The organism is Nostoc sp. PA-18-2419, from assembly GCF_005869855.1.
Classification (GTDB): domain Bacteria; phylum Cyanobacteriota; class Cyanobacteriia; order Cyanobacteriales; family Nostocaceae; genus Nostoc.
In genome coordinates this window covers 18,988-40,986 of sequence record NZ_SZNH01000018.1, presented here as the reverse complement: position 1 = coordinate 40,986, position 21,999 = coordinate 18,988, and the positions used below count along the sequence as shown (strand labels likewise).

The following is a 21,999-nucleotide window of genomic DNA, read 5'->3' as shown; positions in this document are numbered from 1 at the left end:
TGGGGACTGGGGACTAGGGACTGGGGAAGGTGAGGCCCCACGTTCCCCAGTACCCAGTACCCTTCACTTCATAAATTCAGGTAATTCTATCCAAAAACGACTACCTTGTGAGACTTCAGACTCCATACCTACTTGTCCGCCCATGCGTTCGATGCCTTTACGGACGATCGCTAGTCCGATTCCTGTACCAGGGTAGGCTTCTATGCTATGTAGACGCTCGAAAACACCAAAAATCCGCTCCCAATGCTGGGGTAAGATGCCTATGCCATTGTCTTCTACCCACAAACGCACCCAGCGTTCACGGCGTTCTGTCCATATTCTGACTTGGGGTTGAATTCCAGAAGGTACAAACTTGATGGCGTTGGTTACTAAATTTGTGATAATTTGCTCGACGGTACGGTAGTTTCCCAGAACTTCTAGCAGAGGTTCGGCAATTGTCACTTGGGCTTGCTTTTGTTGCAGGGATACTTCTAATTGTGTCAGCACTTGCTTGACTAGTGAGTTGAGGTTGATTGGTTGCAGGGGCAAATCAATCCGACTCAAGCGGCTGTATTCTAACAAGTCCAGCAGCAGGTTGTCCATCCGCTCGACGTTACTGGCGATGCGATGGAGTAAATCTTGTCCGCCTGAATTCAATTCAGTATCGTAGTCTTCTAAAAGAATTGTGGCAAATCCCCGGATCGCACGTAGAGGTTCTTGCAAGTCGTGGGAGATGGAGTAGGCAAAGGCTTCTAAGGCACTGTTAGCCTCTTCAAGCTGTTGTGTACGGTTGTGAACTAATTGTTCAAGTTGTTCGGTGTAGCGCTGCAATTGTTCGCGCAAACGGGATTGCTGAATGGCGATCGCTAACTGATTTGCCACCTCACGGGTAATTTCCACATCTTCGTCAGTTAATGACCACGGTTGAATTACTCCTACGTTCAAAGAGCCGATTAGCTGTTGTTGACCAATCACAGGTACATTCATTATTAAGCGAATGCCTTGGTCGAACAAATGTTGGTGAACGCGATGGGTTCTGGGATGCTCAGCCAGGTTTTCAATGACGATCGCCTGGTTTTGTTGCAAGTCTTCAATATTGCCAAAATCATGTAATGAGAAAGTTTCGCCGACGGAAAAGCCAATGCCGTTATTAGACTGAACAGCCAAGACAGTGGCTTGTTGCTGTTCCCAATCAAATAAGGTCACATCCATTAATTGGCAGGGAAGTAAGGGATAAGTCGCAGCTAAAGCAACTTCAGCAATTTCGGTGGGAGAAATTGCCCCTAAAATCGACCGATCTAGCTCTTGGAGAGTCTGTAATCTTGTTGCATAGCGTTTTAGCGCTTCTTCTGAACGTTTGCGCCCGGTGATATCTTCCACTAGCCCGTCAATGACCAACTCTCCATTAGTAGTATTAAGCGTTTCATTTACTAATATCCATATATAGCTACCATCTGCTCTACGTAACCATAATTCCCGTTCTCGTCTTTGCTGTAGTCTAATGTCTTCTGCTTTGGAAGAAATCTCATTAAAGCTCCTATTAGACTGAATTTCTTCTAAAGAATCAAGTCTCAAAAGTCTGAGAAATGCAGTGTTAACTTCTAGGAAACGTCCGTCAGGAGTTGCCCGAAACACGCCGATATCTAATTGGTTGAGTAGAGAATACAGGCGGTTCTCTAAAAACCGAGCTCTACGCTGAGCTTCATTGCGTTCTAAGACAGACCTCACCGTTGCGGACAAGCGAACCAGGTGCTTGGGTGACTTAAGGATGTAATCATCGAGTCCCTTTTTCATCGCCTCAACGGCAATCTCCTGAGTGCCTGTGTTGGTAAACATGATCACCGGGCGATCGGGGTAGCGGTTCTTGAGGAGATGTAATATTTCTAAGCCATTGTTCCAACGCAGTTGATAATCGGTAATTGTCAAGTCAAAGCGACCTGCCACCAGTGCTTGCTCAAAGTTTTCTGGTTCACCCACTTCCTCTATTTCTACATCAGGAAATTCCCGCCGCATCTCCCGGATAATCATGAAACGGTCATTTGGATTGTCGTCAATAATCAGAATGTGCATGAGAAACCAAAATTGATGCTTGAGAAGCTCTAAGTGCAGAATACTAAGGAAAGTCAATTTCAGAAATTAAAACTTTCGTTGTATGTGTTAGGAATGTAAGGCATAATTGAAAGTATTTTTCTGCGTTACGCCGTCTTGAGCATACTCTACTAGCGCTTGAATTTAATTTATGAATTATCAATTACCTAGTGATGCCTTTTCTAGGCTAAACCATTAGTCAGTGTAAACCAACGGCTGTTGATTTAAATTTAGCCAGTAAGCCTCAAGTAACTTTATCATTGCAGTCAAGTCACTAAATGCAACTGGTTTAACTAAATAGGAGTTGACACCCAAGTCATAAGCTTTATGAACGTCAATTGTTTCTTTAGAAGTTGTTAACACAATGACTGGTAGGCGTCTGAGTTTAGGTTGTTGTTTGAGCCACTCCAAAACCTCAAACCCAGATTTGCGGGGCATTTTCAGGTCTAACAAAACCAGTATCGGTAGAGGGTAGCGCTCTCGGTCAGCATATTCTCCTTCACCACAGAGGTAAGAAATAGCGGCTTCTCCGTTACTCACAACTTGCAGGCATTGCATTAAATTAGCTTTACGTAAAGCACGACAAATTAATAGAACTTGATCTGAGTCGTCTTCTGCGAGTAAAATAGTTTGCTGCTTTGCGTTCATGTTTCCATCGTCAGTTTTTGTAGTTCAATCCAAAAGCGGCTGCCTTGACCTACTATTGACTCTACACCGACTTGTCCCCCCATACGTTCAACACCTTTGCGGACAATGGCTAGGCCAATGCCAGAACCAGAGTAAGTCTGTTGGTCATGTAATCTTTCAAATACGTTGAAAATTCGCTGTTGATGTTCTGGTGCAATGCCAATACCGTTATCTTCTATCCAGAGTCGAATGGGGGATGAGGGGGATGAAGAAGTATTTTCTTCATTATCTCCCCCTCTGGCCATGCTCCCATCCCCGACAATTTCTGCCCATATCCGAATTTGGGGTTGTCTATTAACAGGGACAAATTTAATTGCATTACTTAGCAGGTTCACAACTACTTGAATTAAAATTATCCAATTAGCTGTAACTTCTGGAAGTAGTTGCTCTACATTTACCTGAGCTTGTCGCGATCGCAATTCTACTTCTAGTTGGTTGATAGCTTCTGTAACAATGTCTGTGAGGTTAAGTAGACGCAGCTTAATTTCTACTCGACTCAGGCGCGAGTAGTCAAGCAGGTCTTGAATTAATCCATCCATCCGTTCGGCAGAGGCGACGATCCTTTGGATATAGTCTTGTGCATTGCTGTCTAAGCGATCGCTATAATCTTCCTGTAGGGCTTGAGCCAAACCTTGCATTGACCGCAAAGGAGCGCGTAAATCATGGGAGACTGAATAAGCAAAGGTTTCAAGTTCTTTGTTGGCTTCAACTAGGGCGGCTGTCCGGTGGGCGACTCGTTGCTCTAATTCATTAGCGTAGTTCTGCACTGATTGCGCCATTTGACGATGGCGAATTTCACTTTCTCCCAGCTTTAACTCTATGCGTCTCCAAGCAGCATTCAATTCGGTGATTAGCACCGATACAATTACAAATAACCCCAAGCGAATAAAGCCATCGAGCGTTAAAACAGTCAGTGAATCAGTTGGTTGTAAGAAGAAGTAAGCAATAGCCAAGCTACACAAGAAGATTGCGAATAAACCTGACCAGCGAGTCCCATACCACGAACTCAGCACTACGGCGGCAAAAAATATTGAAAAAGTAATATTCTTTAACAGTGGCGATATAAGTAGAGACAATAACAGAGCTAAACTGCTGGCGAGTAGAGCAATACCATAGCTTTTTTGCCAGGAGTAATTTCTACTTTGCATTAGCCACCTCCGGGTCTGATTAAATACTTACAACATTTAATACCGTTGCTAAAAATCTTTATAATCAATTAATCGGCTGTAAGAGATTACAGCAATAAGCTCCTACTAAGTAGGTCAGTGTAAATAATTATCGTTGGGATAAAGTACGTCCCGATGAAAAAAGTTTCTCTGCCATGCATGAAAAAGGAATATCCCCTACACCCCACACCCTTTTTGAAGTCAGAGGGCACATAAAACAAAGGTTTGAGCTTTATTAGCTTTTGTTTGCACAGTTTAGTTTGATTGTGCCCACTTACTTAATATATTTTTAATAATAATTTCGTGAATGGGAATTACCCTAGTTGTAATAACTTAGCAATAGTTTGAATTAAGTGGGGCGGATCTATTGGCTTGCTAATATGGGCTTGAAAACCCGCTTTGATCGCCTGTTGTTCATTACCTTCTCCAGCATACGCTGTTAGAGCGATCGCCAAAATTTGTCCTCCTTGTTCTGGACTCATTGACCTAATTTGTCTTAATAACATATAACCATCCATTTCTGGCATTCCCACATCGCTGATCAGTAAATCTGGTTTCGACTGTGGCAAAATTTTCAGCACCTCTGTTGCTGATGACACAGCAATGACAGTGACTCCACACTGTTGGAGTACGAAGCTAACTAACTCTAAAGAATCGGGATCGTCATCTACAGCTAAGATTTTCAGACCATCAAGAGTCGGATTATTACTAACAGTGGCATCGCTTTCTTTACTACTATCAAGTGAATCGGTAAGTATCATCGGCAACTTGATAATAAAGGTTGCTCCTTGACCTTCTCCTAAACTTTCTGCAAAGACAGTTCCACCATGCATTTCCACTAAATAACGCACAATTGCTAATCCCAAACCTAAGCCACCAAATTTTCTAGTGGTTGCACTATCAGCTTGACGGAAGGTGTCAAACACATAGGGCAAAAAATCTACGCTGATTCCTTTGCCTGTGTCTTTAACTGTGATTTGAAGTTGAGAATCGATTTGCTCTAAATAAATTTCAACTTGTCCGCCTTCCGGAGTGAATTTAATCGCGTTGGAAAGCAGATTCCAGACGATTTGTTGCAAGCGTCCGGGATCTCCAAATACTTGACCAACATCAGAATCGAGAGTGGAATGAATTTGAATTAATTTCGCTTCCGCTGATAGCCGTACTGTTTCGATTGCGGCTCGAATAATGGTTGCCAAATCAACTGGACAAACATTGAGACTGAGTTTACCTCGCAAGATGCGGGAAATATCCAGTAGGTCTTCAATGAGTTTAGTTTGTAATTTAGCATTACGTTCAATGGTTTCCAGAGCAAAAGCAGTCTTTTTTTGGTCTAGCTTGTTGCTACGCAGCAGTTTTGCCCAACCCAAAATCGGATTTAAGGGAGTTCTAATTTCGTGAGAGAGAACAGCGAGAAACTCATCTTTAATCCGATTTGCATCTATTGCTTGTTGGTAAAGCCGAGCATTATCAATTGCTGTAGCTGCCCGCAGAGCCAAAGCTTGAGCCATATTTAAATTAGTTTGACTGTAGCGACGGTTTCCTTGAGTTGTAATCAAAGTAATCGTTCCTAGCTTGCGTAAGCGTCCACTGTAGGCATCGCCAGCCACTAGCGGCACAATTATATAGGATTGAATGTCGATTTGGCGCATCAACCGTTGGGTTTCTGTGTCCTGCATCGCTAGTAAAAAAGAATTGGCGGCTGCATCAGTAACTAATTCTGGTTCGCCTGTTTGCAAAACCTTTCTCATACCAAAATCAGCTTCTACTGAGGTGGAATAAAACTGTCTCAGTAGGAGGAAGAGTGCTTCTTTTTCAGGAGTAGTTGCTGCAACAATCGGCTCCTCAAATACTGCCAAATTAGTCTCAACAATATCAATCAAACAGCAATCAGCTAAAATTGGAACTACCAACTTTGCTAATTTTTTTAGAGTCGCGTGGTAATCGAGGGAAGATACCAGCAATTGACTGGCTTCAGAGAGCAAACTGTAATTTTGCTTTTCAACCTCAGCTTCCATGCGGGCAGCTTGTTCGCTGACGAGCAGTTGCTCTCGTTCTAACTCTACTCGTTTGCGATCGCTAATATCCTCTACTAAGCCATCAATGATAGCTTTGCCATCGATTTCGGTGAAGGTTTTACTTACACGCACCCAAATCAAACTACCATCAGCTCGTCGCAATTGGATTTCGCGATCGCGCACTTCACCATTTTCTCGCAGTTGATTAATTAGCTGAGCGTAATCTTCTGGCTGAAAACAAAGCTCAATGAACCGACTTGCTTGCTCTTGGGTTAAGGTTCCTAATCCAATCAAACGCAGGAATGCTGGGTTGCATTCCAATAAAGAACCATCGAAAGTTGCCCGATAAATGCCAACGTTTAAGTGATTAAGTAGAGTTTCAAACCGAATTTCTAAATTTACAGCTTTTTGGCGAGTTTTAGCTCGTTCTAGTGCTGATCGCACTGCTGCTATTAAACGTACTTGATGCTGAGGAGATTTGATTACATAGTCATCCAATCCAGACTTCATTGCCTCTACAGCAATCTCCTGAGTCCCGCTGTTGGTGAACATAATTACTGGGCAATTAGGATACCTAGCTTTAATTGCGTGTAGCACTTCTAAACCATTACTCCAGCGCAATTGATAATCGCTGACAACCAAGTTAAATTGCCCCCTCTCCAATGCCTGAGCTAAGTCTTCTGCTGCGGTAACTTGTTCTACTTGCAGGTCAGAAAACTCACGTTGCAATTGCCGAATTGCGAGGAGGCGATCGTTAGGATTGTCATCAATCAAGAGAATTCGTAACATTCGATTTGGCTACAAGTCCAATTGTTATCAAATCATAAGCCTAAAAGTAGCTGAAAAATACTCTAGATTTAGGAATGATTTTAGAAGACGAAGTAAAAGATATGATATTTGCTTATGGGTATTTGTACAATAGTGATGAATCACCTCGAGCAATCGGTTATGATTGTATTGGCTGCATTTGCAAGTTTTCCCTAACACATTAGCTAATTTATTTAGAATAATCAGAACCAATTTGGCTTAGCTATTTTATGAATTTTCGCCGCATTTTGAAAGCTGGTGAATCTTATACTTTCAGCCAATATTTTGAATTACCCTTTACTATTGATGATATTTTACTAGAATTAGATTGTACGCTAGAAAGGATAAATTGAACTCTACTTGAATCTTCAGAAGTTTTTGATTTACAGTTTCTCCAACAGCAGCTTCAGCAGAATTTATCTCATATTGATTTAGTTAATCAAACTACTAGGCGTGAAGCTTTAATTAGTCCAATTTTGTTTGAGGGATGGAAAGAGGCAGACGCACACATCAAAAAGACTGCTCCGACATCTCCCCCCTCTCCCAAAGTGAATTAATTTTTTCATGCTTGCTTGCGATTACAATACAACACCAAAAGTATAAATAATCCCATTCCAACTAAATATTTAATCGGATCGGGAATGTTAGGATTAGGCGAAAAAAAACCTTCGATCGCACCTGCAATCATCAACATTGGTACAATCCCAAACACTAACTGCACTGCCTGATTACCATAAAATTTCAGTGCATCCCCTCGGCGATATTTGCCTGGAAATAAAATTGCTCTCGCTAATAAAAATCCTGCACCTCCAGCAAAAAATATCGCCGGTAGTTCTAAAGAACCATGCCCAAATACAAATGCCCAAAAAGGATAAGCTAAATTATTTTGAGCAACTAAAGTACCAACAGCACCAATTAATAAACCATTAAATATCATCAAATAAGCTGTGTATACCCCAGCTGTAATTCCACCAGCAACAGCCCCAAAAGACACTGACAAATTATTGATTGTAATGCTGCTGGATGCCAAAGGTTCAACGCCAACAATTGACCCCATCCACAATTTATGCTCGTCTCGTACCTTGGTAATCAAGTTCTCCGGTACAATCAAGGACATAAAGCTAGGATTTTGCCAGGAATACCACCAAGCCACTACTCCACCTAGTAAAAACAGCGCTATTGCCAGAGCAATATATGCAAATGTTTTTTGGACTACAGATGGTAATCCCCAACGATAGAATTCTAAAACTGCTTGCCATTCCTGTCGCCGCGAACCTTGGTAAATCTGCGTATAAGCACGACTTGTTAAAGATTGTAAACTTTGTATCAAAGTATTGCTGATTTGCTGGGTGCGGGCACGGGCTAAATCCGCCGTTACTGAACGATACAAGCTAGCTAACTCTCTAATTTCGCCTGCCCGTAGAGACTTTAGTCCTTTCTTTTCTACCTGCTTTAGTAGGGCATTCAAACGCTGCCAATTTGGTTCTCGTCGTGCAATCCAACGTTGAATATTCATGAATTTTAGAAATACTGACTTTAACTTAGCTTAAGATAGCCTCAAATTCAGATCCGTACTTTTAAGGGAAATTTGGCATTATGTCTGAGAATTTTGGCTCTCCCGGCCACATACAACCACTAAGTATCGGTAACGTTGTTAGTGCTGCGGTGCGATTGTATCGTTCTCATCTTGCGACCTATCTTAATCTGGCAGCGATCGCTCACTTGTGGATTCTAGTCCCAGTCTATGGCTGGGCAAAATATGCTGCGATTTCTGGATTAATTTCCCGTTTGGCTTTTGGAGAATTGGTGTACCAACCTGAAAGTGTCCAATCTGCTAGAAGCCATGTTGATTCACGTCTGTGGTCATTTTTGAGAGTTGCTTTCCAAGTAGGAATATCTTTAGCACTAATTTATTTCGGATTAGCGCTCGTTGGTGGCATTATAGCTGGCTTGCTGGGACTAGTATTAGGAGGGATATTAGGTAGTTCAGGCATTATAGTTATAACTACATTGGCAGTTATTATAACGGTATTAATTGTGCTATTGGGAATAACCTGGTTTTACTCGCGTTGGGTAGTCGCTGAAGTTCCCCTAGCTGTTGAGGAAAATATTAATGGTGGCGAAAGTGTTGCCAGAAGTTGGGAGTTAACTAAAGCCTCAGTATTTCGTATTCAAGCTGTAGTTTTAGTTGCTTTTTTGGTGACATTCCCAATAGTATTTGTATTCAACTATATACCCAGCTTATTTCTCATAAAACTTGAGCCAGGCTCTACTACTTACTCAATTGTGTATCTTATTTCTTGGATTGGTAGCTTAGTCGGTGGAGTTTTTGTGATGCCATTCTGGCAAGCACTCAAAGCTGTTTTATACTTGGACTTACGTAGTCGGCGTGAAGGTTTGGGTTTGCAGTTACGACAACCTCCTTCTGAGGATTTTCGTTAACTCAATACCTGAATTCAACTTTATTAATTTCTTATTAGTTCAGATATGCGCTTTTTTAATCGCATCACATTCCAGACTCCAGAAAGTGTAGAACTGGAATTTACTTTAGCCGGAATTGGCAATCGAGCTTTAGCATTACTGATTGACTATGTAGTCTTGGGTGTAACTTTGTCGCTGCTTTTTTTGACTTGGGCTTTATTCTCAATACAACTATCCAATTTTCTCGAAGGTTTGATTAAAAATACTCAAAATATAGGACTTTGGCTGTTAGCAATTTTCTTCATTATCGCCTTTGCAATCTATATCGGGTATTTCGTATTTTTTGAAACTTTATGGTTTGGACAAACCCCTGGTAAACGTATTGCTAAAATTCGCGTGGTTCGAGATGATGGTAGACTCATCGGGCTACAACAAGCAACATTACGTGCTTTGTTACGACCCTTTGATGAAACTTTGTTTATTGGTGCTTTTTTAATTATGTTAGGTAGTCGAGAAAAGCGCTTGGGTGATTTAGCTGCTGGGACAATCGTGATTCAAGCCGAACCAAAAACTGCATCAACAACATTCACAATTTCAGAGCAAGCACAAATACTCCACAATGAGTTACTACAAATTGCCAATTTATCCCAATTGTTACCTGATGACTTTGCTGTAATTCGTGAATATTTGCAACGACGTGGTGCAATGTCATTAAAAGCAAGAGCATCACTATCTTTAAAGTTAGCTGAGCAAGTTAAATCTATTATTAATTTACAACACTTACCATCAACTGTAACAGCAGATGTATTTTTAGAAGCTATTTACCTTGTTTATCAACAGCAAGAATTTTAAATTGTAAACATTTAGGGAACTGCAATAAATAAAAACAACTACTTGAAGTTGTGACTGATGACTATTAACTGTTGAGTGTGAGTAGCAGGATATTTTTTATTTGTCAGTCTTTTAGTTAAAATAGCCTTGGCCTAGAACAGTAGAAGTAATCCCCCCAACTCCTATAAATTTCAGGTTTTTGGAGGGATAGTCAAATGTTGCAGCAAAAAGTGAATTTAATATCAGTTAACAACTACTAAATTAAATTTTGGTTAACAAAAGGTTAAATATAAGTTATATCAATGATGGTTGCTGTTTTAGCGGAATTGCGATCGCTAACTCACTACCTTGTTCTAGTACTAAAATACACTAAAAGCCGATTACCATAATATTAACCAAAACTTTGAACGAGGTTTGGAGAGAGGTTTTGCACAACACCAGTTAATAGCGCTTCTAACTGATGTTGAGCGCCCTAGTCCTAATACCCGAGAAAATGACGTGAGATGTTGTCCATATAGGACTAATTTATTTCAAAGATTTGATCGCTAATTTGACGACCTTCTAAAAACATTTGTACCTGCCATTTGCCAACGGTTGCAGCTGAATTAATTGTGTTGTGACACTGGGTATTCCAAACAGAAGTATTAATTGCGCGGGTTTGATAGCTGTTTTGCTTGACAATTTGACCGTTTGGGTCAATCCAATTACAAGACAGAGCCAGCTTTTGACCCAAGGGTGCATCCTTCAAAGTGACACGGTAAAAAACTTCTGGATTGGTTTGGCGGGAAATTGTCTTTAAATCGCCACTATTATTTTGTCCCAAAGTGATACGGTTTTGTTGAGCAGAAACACGAGAGAGTGCAGAATTATGTTGCTGCATCACAAATATTGTAGATGCACTCACCACCGCTAAGAGTGCCACCACTCCAGAGGTAATCCATCGATTCCGGCGTTTCTGCACTGAGAGCGCTTGACGGCGATTTAACTGAATTATTGCTTGGTCTAGTAAGTCTGGAGATAAATTCATCTCCTGTAAAATTTCTTTAACCTGCTCTTGGTCTAATTCCCCTTCTCGACGCGTTTGCAGACTTTCTACTTCAGTGATTATTTGTGTTAATTCTTCTTGAGTCAGTCGCGGCGTCATAGCTTAACTCCTGTGCAAAAAAAGTTGATGGCGCTTGTTGATGATGTTGCAATCCGAAGAGTATTTGGCAGAAAATACTCTACTTAATTGCAAACCTTTACTATACATTCGGGTAGATCGCATCATAAAGCTACAAGTTTAGTTTGTTGCTTTTCGGAATTTTTCGTGAAAATTTTTGTAAAAATTACCAGCAAGTAGCTAGATTTTCGATGCTTAGAATTACCTGATTAAAGCTGCTGATCGCTGTTTTTATTATAATTATGTGTTTTGGTGAATGTTAAATAACAAACAAGTGATCGCTGCTCAGGACGCAAAACCAAACTAACGCGCCTATTCTGAGCAAACCCAGCCTAGAATTAGCTTTCAGAAACTAATTAATTCCATCTGGGAACCCTTTATGTTAATATTAATTGTTTATTTTTTAACTTATTGATAAATTTGGATAATTCTGTTTGTGAAATGTAATTGATAATTGGATAACTTATTAAAACTTTAAACTTAAATTACTAATTAGTAATTATTCAGTTATTTATTATTGTGAGTGTAGAGTGAGGAGTTAGGAGTTATTCTCCTTGTCCTCTTTTTTCCATGCCTAACCTCTACTATTTGGCAATATCTTCAAAGTCTGTTATCGCATAAGCAAACTCCCTAAAAGCTGTCTTAATTAGAACCTCTTTGGTTCCTCTCTCCAAGGAAGAATTGCGTATGAGGTCTGTTAATTCTAGAAACAGCAGAGAAAACATAAAACGATCTTGACGGTCAACTTGTTTCAAACAAGAGAATATAAACTCATAAAGCTCTGTTTTTCTCGGCTTAGTTTGTTCATCCCATATCTGCAACCCAAGCCGAAAAGTTCTTAAACGGATTTCATTAGTGTTGTAGGACGTGTCTTTGTAGCGTACTGATACGCGCTGGGGTAAGTCCATAAGTTTTAGCTATGCATATTTAACGTAGAGTAATTATTCAGTTATATTGTTTGCCGATCCGGAAAAATTTGATCTGGGGCATGGGAAAAGGCAGTTCTTGGCGCAAGGAATAGAATATCAACGTCTTATTAACTATATAAGGATAAAACTTAATAATACTTATATAACATTTATACACATTGAGTTTACAGTGCTTATCTAAAAAAGATTGTTTGCAAACTCTCAGAAAAATCTGGCGGCTGTAAGTGCGATCGCCGTTATTCAAGTTCGCTTGATTACTTATCAAATTAAAAAACTTTACAACACACAAATAATAGAGGCGTACAGCTGTACACCCCTATCTATCAAGTATTTCGTGAAATGGTATCAAGTTGTCTGGTGTCAATACCTGAGAATTAAAAAATTAGCCTGGTTGTATTTCTGGATGTCCGTTTTCAACCACAAATGAAGCACGTTTACTAATCGTGCCATCTAGGGTTGTAACCTTTGACACAACCAGATAGTCTGTCTTCCAAGTTGTGGGAGTTACAGAACAGCGAACATACCCCCGTTGACCGTTGTAGAACTTAATGTGTGGGTTGTCAGGTAAGTAAGCTTCAACTGTGGGACTGCTATCTGCGCCATCTCCACCGGAACTAATTGAGGTACAAACAAATTCACTCCCCACCGTAGTAGATTGTGGATTATTAAAGTCAGCCTTTAAATTCATTGCCCAGTTGGAATGAATATCTCCTGATAAGACAACTGGATTCGATGGTTTGCGCTGTTTGAGAAAATGCATCAGGCGATCGCGGGAAGCCAAATACCCATCCCACTTATCCATACTGTAAGTTCCACCTTCTCCTGGCTTCATATCAATCTGAGCGACTACAACCTGTTGAGCGATAATATTCCACTTGGTCTGCGATTTATTTAAACCATCATATAGCCAGTCTTCCTGACGCTTGCCAGTAATCGTTGCCTTGGGATCGAAATCTGCTGCACACCGTTCTTTAGTACCATCACCACAAGGCTGATCTGTACGATACTGGCGGGTATCTAAGACATGGAAGGTTGCCAAATTACCAAAATCAAGCCGACGGAAAATTTGTGCATTTGGGCCTTTAGGCTTTGAGAAGGGTCGCAGGGGCATATGCTCGTAGTAAGCCTGATAAGCAGCTGCGCGGCGCTGGAGAAAAACTTTGGGGTCTTGGTCTGGTTCGTTATCGACTTCTGAAATATCATTAGCGTAGTTGTTTTCTACCTCATGGTCGTCCCAAGTTACAATCCAGGGAAATGCAAGATGAGCCGCTTGCAGATTAGCATCGGTTTTATAAAGAGCGTGACGGTTGCGGTAATCTTCCAACGTCAAAATTTCTGGACTGTTATGCGGTCTGACTGCTGTTGCTGAAATTCCTCCCTCGTAAATGTAGTCACCAACATGCACTACCAAATCGAGGTCGTCTTTAGCCAGATATTTGTAAGCAGTATAATACCCTTGCTGATAGTTCTGGCAAGAAACAAGAGCAAAGTTCAATTTACTCAAATAGCTATTTGCCAAAGGAGCTGTACGAGTGCGACCAATTGGGCTAGCATCTTCACTGACATTAAATCGATACCAATACCAAGTATCAGATTGCAGTCCTTCTACCACAACTCGAACCGAGTGAGCTAGTTGTGGAGTTGCCAATACCGTACCTCTAGAGACAATACGCCTCATATTGGAATCGCTAGCTACTTCCCAGTGAATAGGTACATTCACAGGTGGCATTCCCCCTCCATTTAAGGGTTCGGGAGCCAGACGAGTCCAAATTACTACGCTTGTCGGATCGGGTTCACCCGACGCTACACCCAAAGTGAAAGGATAATTGGAAAATCTGCTTTTGGCGATTGCCCTTTGATGAGAAAATTGGTTAGCGATCGCAAAACCACTCAATGCTCCTGCACCGATAATTAAGTTGCGTCGTTTAATTCGACTCTGCAAGAACCGCTCAATATTATAATTATCTACCATTTTTTACTCCTGATTAACCGATGAATTTGTCATTTATCTAATGACCAATGACCAATAAACTAAGGACGGCAAATATTAAGCTTTAACCTTTTTGATAGAAATTAGCTTTTTATTCATCATCAAACCAAGGCCACAAGCCAATATGCCAGCTAAAGTTGTTGGTTCAGGTACTCTTGTATAAGAGACGGTACCCGAAACTACTTCGACATCTGGAGAAGTTGTAGAGAAAAGTGTAAAATCCTCACCAATAATTTCGTAGCGGATGAAACTGGAAGGATTAGTTTTATTATCGAATGTATAGTCTAATCCTAAAGAGCTTTTTCCTGGGGAAAATAACGTTGAATATACAAGGGGAAAGTCTGGATAGTTGATATCATCTTGTTTGGTGTACACTGTAGAATCACCGTCAAATTTGAAATCAAGCGACTTAACTGCTACGGGATTTTCTTCACTGAAAGTTGAATCATCAAAACTGAAAAAGCCATTTCCCTTAGCGGTGGGACTATCAACGCTGAAAGTATAATTAATAATTGCAGCAGATACAGATTTTGCATCTAGAGTTGCAAAACTTATAGTCAGGCTAGCAGTAGCAAACACTAATTGTGGAATCAATTTCATCTTTTACTTTCCTCACGAGCAACTTCTGGAAGAGATACATACTGGTAAGTTTTAATTAGTTTGTTACTAATTAAGTTATCTCTTTTACACTTTTAAAAGCGGCAAATCACTGTTAATTACAGCAATTAAAAGGACTATTCAATTATTAAATTTGAACAACAAAGAGACAAGTTTTTAAATAGTTGAAACGACCACATCTTAAGATGGTAAGTTTAAGCAAAGTTTAATCATAGGTAAAAATCGCAGCAAGTTTATTTTGCTAATCAAGGACGTACTAAAAATCAAGATATTGCTATGCAATCGCTGCGTACGCTACGAGTTCTCCGTTTGCGTAGCTTCGGTAGGAAAGGAGTACGTAATGACAAGTATTTAGCTGGACATAATATGATTTTTGATTTCAGTAAATTCAGCAACGAGAAGTATTTTTAACTGTCTGCTACTCATTTCCTAATCAAAACGATAGCCTAAGAGAATCCAGGTACTCACATATGCATCATGTTACCCAAACCGAAAAAACGCTGGACACCTTCAAATTGGGCAAGTTGGAAGCCCTTTGGTATTGGCGAACAGTACCCGAATAACTACTGGGAAGTATTTCGAGCAATTTGGCTTTCTCGTGACCAACTGCCCTATGCGTGGAATATCCTAAACAAGGGTGTCTGCGATGGTTGCGCTCTCGGAACAACCGGCATGAAAGATTGGACTGTAGATGGTATTCATCTGTGCAATGTCCGGTTGCGATTGTTGCGGATGAATACTATGCCAGCTTTTGACCCCGTGCTACTAGAGGATGTCTCGCAGTTGCAAAAGCAAAAAAGTGCCCAATTGCGAGACTTGGGAAGACTTGCTTATCCGATGATTCGTCAACGTGGCGAAAAAGGCTTTCGCCGTGTGAACTGGGATGAAGCCTTAGAGGTAGTTGCTAGTCGCATTCGTACCACCACACCAGACCGCCTTAGCTTTTATGTTACCAGTCGCGGTACTGTTAATGAAACTTATTATGCTACGCAAAAAGCCGTGCGAGCAATGGGAAGCAATAATATAGATAACGCTGCCCGTATTTGTCATTCTCCCAGCACAGCAGGTTTGAAAGCTGCTCTTGGTGCAGCAGCTACTACTTGTTCTTATAAAGACTGGATTGGTACTGATTTATTAGTCTTCATTGGCTCTAATGTTGCCAATAATCAGCCTGTTACCGTTAAATATCTGCATTATGCTAAAAAAGCTGGTACTAAGATTGTAGTAATTAACACCTATCGCGAACCAGGAATGGAGCGTTATTGGGTGCCGTCAATTGTAGAAAGTGCCCTATTCGGCAGCAAGTTTGCCGAAGACTTCTTTTTAATAAACATGAACGGAGATATAGCATTTTTAAATGGCACAATTAAACATCTAATTGCCAACAACTGGGTAGACCAGTCATTTATTGACCGCTATACTGCTGGCTTTGCAGAACTTCAAGCATCCTTAGAAAGCCAGTCTTGGGAAGAATTAGAGCGGCTTTCCGGTGCATCTTGTGAGGAAATGTACGCCTTTGCCAAAATGGTCGGGGAAGCCAACAAAGCAGTATTTGTTTGGAGTATGGGAATTACCCAGCATGAGTGCGGTGAAGACAACGTGCGAAGTATCATTAACCTAGCTCTTACCAAAGGTTTTATCGGTCGGGAAGGTTGCGGTTTAATGCCAATTCGCGGTCATTCCGGGGTGCAAGGTGGTGCTGAAATGGGGTGTTACGCCACAGTATTTCCTGGCGGTAAAGCTATTACCTCAGAAAATGCTACCCAATTAAGTCAACATTGGGGTTTTGAGGTGCCAACAACTAAAGGTTTAATTGCACCAGAGATGATTAACGCCGCATATCAGGGGCAATTAGATGTTTTATTCTCTGTGGGAGGGAATTTTCTAGAAGTACTCCCAGAACCAGATTACGTGGAAAGTGCCCTCAAGCAAATACCGCTGCGAGTGCATATGGATATTATTCTCTCCAGCCAAATGTTGGTGGAACCTGCTGAAACTGTAGTGCTTTTACCTGCTACAACTCGCTATGAAATGCTAGGAGGAGTCACAGAAACTAACACCGAACGCCGGGTAATTTTTAGCCCAGAAATTCCAGGGCCGCGTATCGGCGAAGCACGTCCAGAGTGGGAAGTATTTCTGGAATTGTCCAGACGCGTCAAACCAGATTTAGCAGACAAATTGACTTTTGCTGATACATCTGCAATTCGCCAAGAAATTGCTCAAGTTGTCCCACTGTATGCTGGTATTCAACACTTACAACAAGCTGGTGACCAGTTTCAATATGGCGGCTCACATTTGTGCTTTGGCTGGAACTTTCCTACACCGGACAAGAAGGCACATTTCGGAGTATTATTACCACCACACAGAGAATTACCAGAGGGCTGTTTTTCAGTAGCAACCCGTCGCGGTAAACAATTTAATAGTATGGTGCAGGAACGCAGAGATGCAATTACTGGGGCAGTGCGAGAGGCAGTGTTAATGAATGCCTCTGATGCTGCGAAGTTGGATTTAAAAGATGGGGATCGAATAATTCTGAAAAATGAGTTAGGCGAATTGCCAGGACAAGTTTACATTGCACCCATTCAATCAGGCAACTTGCAAGTACATTGGCCGGAAGGGAATGTATTATTAGATAAAACTAAGCGATCGCTCGAAGKTGTTCCTGATTATAATGCGATCGCCTGGCTAGAAAAAATTTAAATTTCCCAGTCTTAACAACATCTCTAACTTCTACTGCTACGCTGAACTTAATATCACCCCAAGACTTGCAGCCATGTCTGTCGCCAAAGATTTTGAACACCCAAAAGATGTAATATTTCCACCAGGAGATTTAGAAAGTAACGAACCGCCATTGGAAACATACTTACATTTACAGCAAATGCTACTATTAATCAAATGCCTTGATTGGTGGTGGCGCGACCAGAATGATTTCTTTTGTGCGGGGAATTTGACAATTTATTACAGTCCACGGCAACGAAAATCTGAAGACTTCCGGGGACCAGATTTCTTTGTGGTGTTGGATACTGAACGCAAACCGCGTGATAGCTGGGTTGTTTGGGAAGAATATGGTAAATATCCCAATTTGATTATAGAACTGCTTTCAGATTCCACCGCAGCGATTGATAAGGGTCTAAAAAAGCAAATTTACCAAGATATTTTTCGTACTCCCGAATACTTTTGGTTTGACCCAAAAAATTTAGAATTTGCTGCGTTTATCTTAGTTGGTGGTACTTATCAGCCCATAGAACCCAACTCTCAAGGATTATTCTGGAGTCAACAGCTAAGTTTATACTTGGGTATTTATGAAAATAAATTGCGTTATTTTACCCCAGAAGGACAATTAATTCCCACACCTGAAGAAGCTGTTGAACAACAGGCGCAACGTGCCGAACAAGAAAAACAAAAAGCGGAGCGTTTAGCAGCCAAATTGCGAGAATTAAATATAGATCCAGAAAATTTATAAGTAATGAATAGACAAACTGGTAGCAAAACCAAAGCGCAAATTTCGATTGTGGAAAATGGTAAGATGCGATCGCGTTCAGACCATCTCACTACCGAGGAACCGTTAGAAATTCGCCTCGCCCCTTTGGGAAAAACTGTAGCTGTTACCATGCGGACACCTGGTGCAGATTTTGAACTTGCTGCTGGTTTTCTATATGCCGAAGGAGTTGTTAACTGTAGGGAAGATATCCAACATATTAGTTACTGTGTAGATAAATCAATAGATGGCGAGCAGCGTCATAATATTGTAAATGTAGAACTGCGGCATGGATTAATTCCAGACTTACAGCCTTTAGAGCGTCATTTTTATATTAGTAGCGCCTGTGGGGTATGTGGTAAAGCTAGCCTTGAAGCTTTGCATTTGCGGGGATGTTCAGTGATTCCTGCTGGCGTAACAGTAACACCTGAAATTATTTACAGCCTACCACAGCAACTCCGGGCTGCTCAAGGTATCTTTACGGCTACAGGTGGCTTACACGCTGCGGCTACCTTCGACCTTCAAGGACAATTATTAAATCTGCGTGAGGATGTTGGGCGTCACAATGCTTTAGATAAATTGATTGGTTCAGCTTTTTTTAGCGACGAATTACCTTTAAATAATCATATTGTCTTAGTCAGCGGACGCTCTAGTTTTGAAATTTTGCAAAAGTCTACAATTGCTGGAGTTCCTATTGTCTGTTCTGTTTCTGCTCCCAGCAGTTTGGCGGTGTCTGTCGCCAAAGAATTTGGAATTACCTTAATTGGATTTCTGCGTGGAGAACGGTTTAATGTCTATACTGGTTTGGAAAGAATAAAAGCTATAAAATAAAACAGTTATCCAGCGACAAAGTGATAGGCTATTTTTATCTATATGTAAGATGAACTGTGACTTAATAATCCCTAATCTAAGAATAAATAATACTTCTGAAACTTACTCATCGTTGATTACAGATGACAAGAAAGAGATTTTTGATTGATAGATCCTGGCATGAAACTGTAAGAATCTCTAACTAAATAAAGAGGGCGTGCTTTTACTTTTATTTTTGAAAAAATGCCTATTGCCTTTTGTCTGCCTAGCTACGTATATAAAATAATCAATCAAATTGAACTCCGATATATCCACTTACGCATTAGACAAATATGGTTTTTCCGTGCATTGATGCATTTGTTACCATAGCATCGGYTAATTATGAAAATTTAGTGAATTTCTATACAAAATTGCTGGAGCAAAAGCCAGCTACTTTGATTCCAAATGTCTATGCTGAGTTTCATTTGACAAGTATGCGATTGGGTATTTTTAAACCAAAGAAGACAAATGAATCAGAATTTGAAGTGATGTCCGGTGACTCACCGCTTTATGTTTACAACAAAAGTAAAATAAGTTTATGTTTAGAGGTGAGTAACTTGGAAGATGCGATCGCTCACCTAACCACCTTGGGCTATCCCCCACCAGGAAATATTTCCATTGCTGATCACGGTAGAGAAATTTATGCTTATGACCCTGATGGTAATCGTCTGATTTTACATCAAGCGGCTATAGTCATTAGTCATTAATCATTTGTAAAGGACAACTGATTAATGATACGCAAAATCACGACTCATCGACTTGGGTAAATCTGACACCACTTGCTTGGCTGCCAACAAACCCATTCAACGCAGTGGTTCAACTTTGCCCCAGAGGATAAATAACAAAAGACAAAGGACAAATAAAAATGGCAATCACGCAAAACTATAAATTAAACCTAATTCAATGGTATCCAGGCCACATAGCCAAAGCTGAAAAGAATCTTAAAGAACAGCTCAAACGTGTAGATGTGGTGTTTGAGGTACGAGATGCCCGGATTCCTTTAGCGACTCACCATCCCCAAATAGCTGAGTGGGTAGAGGGGAAAACACGGGTGTTAATCCTCAACCGAGTAGATATGATCACACCACAAATGCGATCGCTGTGGCTAGATTGGTTCAAACGTCAAGCAGAAGTCCCTTATTTTACCAATGCTCAACATGGTAAAGGTATAGCAGAAGTGGCACGGGCAGCCCAAGCTGCTGGAGTAGAACTCAATAAAAGAAGAAGCGATCGCGGCATGTTACCCCGTCCAGTGCGAGCTGTGGTGATTGGTTTTCCCAATGTCGGTAAATCAGCTTTAATTAACCGTTTGTTAGGACGGCGAGTGGTAGAAAGTGCAGCCCGTCCTGGTGTAACTCGCCAACTCCGGTGGGTGCGAATTTCTGAACACTTGGAATTGCTAGATGCTCCTGGTGTCATCCCCGCCAGGTTAGAAGACCAAGAGGTAGCATTAAAATTAGCAATTTGTGATGATATAGGTGAAGCATCTTACGATAATCAGCTAGTAGCAGCAGCGTTAGTAGATTTACTAAATTATTTAGAAGCTGTAGCTACAGATTTATTACCGAAAAAACCGCTACAATCCCGCTACCAACTCGATTCTACATCTGACACCGGAGAAGCATATTTACACGCCTTGGCAGAGCATCGTTACAAAGGTGATGTAGAGCGAACTGCAAGGCAACTCTTAACAGATTTTCGTAAGGGATTGTTGGGTGAAATAGGTTTAGAATTTCCTCCTAATTAATAAATTAGCTTTTTCTGGTCGTTTTTGAGTTGCACTCAATAAATCCCAACACTCACCTTTAGAAGTATGCTGAGTGGCTGTAAGGGCACAAATCAATGACTACGGCTTTATCTAGCTAGCTTTGTACTACGCCGCTCTACCGATGCGCTTTTGGATTGTACTCGCTGATAAGTAAATCTTATTAAAGATATTAATCTTTTTTTGTCAAGCCATCTTGACGACTTTTAACAAATTTGTTAAATTTATTTACATAAGTTAACAAGTGACCAACACAAAAAATTATTGATACCAATGTTAATGAAGACGAAGTTCTCAATAGCTACGTAACTGAATTAAGTAGCGAACATGGGAACAACGTAAATATTTAATAGAAGGTGTTTTTCTAGCTTTATATTGTTACGACTTTATTCTTAATTGCTTTTAGCTTCACTTAAGATTTTTTGATTTTATATCGTTGTATCTCATCGCCATTCGTACTTCTTTCTTTACCTCAGCTAATTTAGCTGGGGTTTTTTGTGTTTTAACCCTGTGCGTATTGCTGATATAGCAAGAAACAATTCCGATGAAACAAGTTTCACCGCCATACATAAAAAAAGTTTCTTCTTCTACACCCCACACCCTTTTTCAAGTCAGAAGGCAGTTCTTACTGTTCTTGCTGGAGGTAAAACTATTAATGCTCTTAGCATTCACTCCTGTCATTATGTCCTAGAGAGTGTGACTACGGCTATAAGTAATTTTTATTAAGGTTATAAATCTTATTTTGTCAACCTGACTTGACAATTCGTAACAATATTGTTAAATTTATTTACATAAGTTAACAAACAACTAAGAGAGAAAAAAATAATGTATACCACCGTAAATGAAGAAGGCATTCTCAATAACTATGCAGCTGAACCCAAGATGTACTATGCTGAGTACCCAGCAATTTGGGAACAGCGTAGATACTTAATACAAAGTGTTTTTGCAACTTTAATCATCACTACTTTAGTTTTAGTTGGTTTTAGCGTTAGCTAAGATTTTTTAATTTCTGTATCGCTGTATCTCATCGTCATCCTCACTTCTCGACTTTACCTCGGCTAAATTAGCCGGGGTTTTTTCTGTTCTACGCATCCCCAAGCGCAGTAGTATCTTGGGTTGTAAAATAGCAGCGATCGCTGCATATACGTAATTGCTAATTCCTCGTAAGATTTAAAAAACAGCCTTTTGCATAGATGTTACCCAGCATGAAA

General features: G+C 40.5%; 17 protein-coding genes. 8 read left to right on the top strand and 9 right to left on the bottom strand.

Going from position 1 to position 21,999, the window contains the following annotated elements; translation table 11 throughout:
• Nucleotides 1-63 precede the first annotated feature (63 nt).
• The 5 genes from FCR06_RS18840 to FCR06_RS18815 all read right to left on the bottom strand — a co-directional run bounded on the left by FCR06_RS18840 (nucleotide 64) and on the right by FCR06_RS18815 (nucleotide 8,261).
• A complete protein-coding gene (locus FCR06_RS18840) occupies nucleotides 64-2,049 on the bottom strand; it encodes an ATP-binding protein (RefSeq protein WP_138502382.1) in 1,986 nt (661 codons plus the stop codon).
• A gap of 213 nt (nucleotides 2,050-2,262) precedes the next feature.
• Nucleotides 2,263-2,715 (bottom strand): response regulator, encoded by a 453-nt coding sequence (locus tag FCR06_RS18835; RefSeq protein WP_138502380.1) that lies wholly within the window; start codon nucleotides 2,713-2,715, stop codon nucleotides 2,263-2,265.
• Nucleotides 2,712-3,902, bottom strand: coding sequence for a PAS domain-containing sensor histidine kinase (locus FCR06_RS18830; RefSeq protein ID WP_138502378.1), 1,191 nt, complete (start codon nucleotides 3,900-3,902; stop codon nucleotides 2,712-2,714). Before FCR06_RS18830 ends, FCR06_RS18835 begins: the two co-directional genes overlap by 4 nt.
• 332 nt (nucleotides 3,903-4,234) lie before the next feature.
• Nucleotides 4,235-6,727, bottom strand: coding sequence for a response regulator (locus tag FCR06_RS18825; protein WP_138502376.1), 2,493 nt, complete (start codon nucleotides 6,725-6,727; stop codon nucleotides 4,235-4,237).
• Nucleotides 6,728-7,307: 580 nt separating this feature from the next.
• A complete protein-coding gene (locus FCR06_RS18815) occupies nucleotides 7,308-8,261 on the bottom strand; it encodes a stage II sporulation protein M (RefSeq protein WP_138502374.1) in 954 nt (317 codons plus the stop codon).
• An 80-nt stretch (nucleotides 8,262-8,341) separates the two neighbouring features.
• Here FCR06_RS18815 and FCR06_RS18810 point away from each other — a divergent pair, with 80 nt between their 5' ends.
• Both FCR06_RS18810 and FCR06_RS18805 read left to right on the top strand, forming a co-directional pair.
• Nucleotides 8,342-9,187, top strand: a complete 846-nt coding sequence (locus tag FCR06_RS18810) for a hypothetical protein (RefSeq protein ID WP_138502372.1) — start codon at nucleotides 8,342-8,344, stop codon at nucleotides 9,185-9,187.
• 45 nt (nucleotides 9,188-9,232) lie between these two features.
• The gene (locus FCR06_RS18805; protein ID WP_138502370.1) at nucleotides 9,233-10,018 is read left to right on the top strand and encodes an RDD family protein; all 786 of its coding nucleotides are present in this window, start codon (nucleotides 9,233-9,235) and stop codon (nucleotides 10,016-10,018) included.
• A 499-nt stretch (nucleotides 10,019-10,517) separates the two neighbouring features.
• Here the strand turns inward: FCR06_RS18805 and FCR06_RS18800 are convergent, their stop codons facing one another.
• From FCR06_RS18800 to FCR06_RS18785, 4 genes are all read right to left on the bottom strand, one after another.
• Nucleotides 10,518-11,141, bottom strand: a complete 624-nt coding sequence (locus tag FCR06_RS18800) for a DUF3859 domain-containing protein (protein WP_138502368.1) — start codon at nucleotides 11,139-11,141, stop codon at nucleotides 10,518-10,520.
• A gap of 602 nt (nucleotides 11,142-11,743) precedes the next feature.
• A complete protein-coding gene (locus FCR06_RS18795; protein ID WP_138502366.1) occupies nucleotides 11,744-12,067 on the bottom strand; it encodes a hypothetical protein in 324 nt (107 codons plus the stop codon).
• Between the two features lie 403 nt (nucleotides 12,068-12,470).
• Nucleotides 12,471-14,060, bottom strand: a complete 1,590-nt coding sequence (locus FCR06_RS18790) for an alkaline phosphatase D family protein (RefSeq protein ID WP_138502364.1) — start codon at nucleotides 14,058-14,060, stop codon at nucleotides 12,471-12,473.
• Between the two features lie 75 nt (nucleotides 14,061-14,135).
• On the bottom strand, nucleotides 14,136-14,678 hold the full coding sequence (locus FCR06_RS18785) for a PEP-CTERM sorting domain-containing protein (RefSeq protein WP_138502362.1): 543 nt from the start codon (nucleotides 14,676-14,678) through the stop codon (nucleotides 14,136-14,138).
• Nucleotides 14,679-15,173: 495 nt separating this feature from the next.
• On the opposite strand from FCR06_RS18785, the gene FCR06_RS18780 reads away from it, so the two are divergent.
• From FCR06_RS18780 to psb34, 6 genes are all read left to right on the top strand, one after another.
• Nucleotides 15,174-17,396, top strand: coding sequence for an FdhF/YdeP family oxidoreductase (locus FCR06_RS18780; protein ID WP_138502360.1), 2,223 nt, complete (start codon nucleotides 15,174-15,176; stop codon nucleotides 17,394-17,396).
• 73 nt (nucleotides 17,397-17,469) lie between these two features.
• Nucleotides 17,470-18,159, top strand: coding sequence for a Uma2 family endonuclease (locus FCR06_RS18775; protein WP_138502358.1), 690 nt, complete (start codon nucleotides 17,470-17,472; stop codon nucleotides 18,157-18,159).
• Between the two features lie 3 nt (nucleotides 18,160-18,162).
• On the top strand, nucleotides 18,163-19,005 hold the full coding sequence (fdhD, locus tag FCR06_RS18770; RefSeq protein ID WP_138502356.1) for a formate dehydrogenase accessory sulfurtransferase FdhD: 843 nt from the start codon (nucleotides 18,163-18,165) through the stop codon (nucleotides 19,003-19,005).
• A 311-nt stretch (nucleotides 19,006-19,316) separates the two neighbouring features.
• Nucleotides 19,317-19,730: a VOC family protein gene (locus FCR06_RS18765; protein WP_138502354.1), complete on the top strand. Its 414-nt coding sequence runs from the start codon at nucleotides 19,317-19,319 to the stop codon at nucleotides 19,728-19,730.
• 158 nt (nucleotides 19,731-19,888) lie between these two features.
• Entirely contained in the window at nucleotides 19,889-20,770 is an 882-nt protein-coding gene (gene ylqF, locus FCR06_RS18760) for a ribosome biogenesis GTPase YlqF (protein WP_138502352.1), read from the top strand.
• Nucleotides 20,771-21,613: 843 nt separating this feature from the next.
• On the top strand, nucleotides 21,614-21,784 hold the full coding sequence (gene psb34 / locus FCR06_RS18755; RefSeq protein ID WP_138502350.1) for a photosystem II assembly protein Psb34: 171 nt from the start codon (nucleotides 21,614-21,616) through the stop codon (nucleotides 21,782-21,784).
• Nucleotides 21,785-21,999 lie beyond the last annotated feature (215 nt).

Bases quoted from the DNA above. Each gene is read 5' to 3' on its own strand.
- ylqF (WP_138502352.1), top strand. From the start codon at position 19,889: ATGGCAATCACGCAAAACTATAAATTAAACCTAATTCAATGGTATCCA.
- psb34 (WP_138502350.1), top strand. From the start codon at position 21,614: ATGTATACCACCGTAAATGAAGAAGGCATTCTCAATAACTATGCAGCT.
- FCR06_RS18775 (WP_138502358.1), top strand. From the start codon at position 17,470: ATGTCTGTCGCCAAAGATTTTGAACACCCAAAAGATGTAATATTTCCA.
- FCR06_RS18795 (WP_138502366.1), bottom strand. From the start codon at position 12,067: ATGGACTTACCCCAGCGCGTATCAGTACGCTACAAAGACACGTCCTAC.
- FCR06_RS18815 (WP_138502374.1), bottom strand. From the start codon at position 8,261: ATGAATATTCAACGTTGGATTGCACGACGAGAACCAAATTGGCAGCGT.
- FCR06_RS18830 (WP_138502378.1), bottom strand. From the start codon at position 3,902: ATGCAAAGTAGAAATTACTCCTGGCAAAAAAGCTATGGTATTGCTCTA.
- FCR06_RS18810 (WP_138502372.1), top strand. From the start codon at position 8,342: ATGTCTGAGAATTTTGGCTCTCCCGGCCACATACAACCACTAAGTATC.
- FCR06_RS18840 (WP_138502382.1), bottom strand. From the start codon at position 2,049: ATGCACATTCTGATTATTGACGACAATCCAAATGACCGTTTCATGATT.
- FCR06_RS18835 (WP_138502380.1), bottom strand. From the start codon at position 2,715: ATGAACGCAAAGCAGCAAACTATTTTACTCGCAGAAGACGACTCAGAT.
- FCR06_RS18785 (WP_138502362.1), bottom strand. From the start codon at position 14,678: ATGAAATTGATTCCACAATTAGTGTTTGCTACTGCTAGCCTGACTATA.
- FCR06_RS18790 (WP_138502364.1), bottom strand. From the start codon at position 14,060: ATGGTAGATAATTATAATATTGAGCGGTTCTTGCAGAGTCGAATTAAA.
- FCR06_RS18800 (WP_138502368.1), bottom strand. From the start codon at position 11,141: ATGACGCCGCGACTGACTCAAGAAGAATTAACACAAATAATCACTGAA.
- FCR06_RS18825 (WP_138502376.1), bottom strand. From the start codon at position 6,727: ATGTTACGAATTCTCTTGATTGATGACAATCCTAACGATCGCCTCCTC.
- fdhD (WP_138502356.1), top strand. From the start codon at position 18,163: ATGAATAGACAAACTGGTAGCAAAACCAAAGCGCAAATTTCGATTGTG.
- FCR06_RS18805 (WP_138502370.1), top strand. From the start codon at position 9,233: ATGCGCTTTTTTAATCGCATCACATTCCAGACTCCAGAAAGTGTAGAA.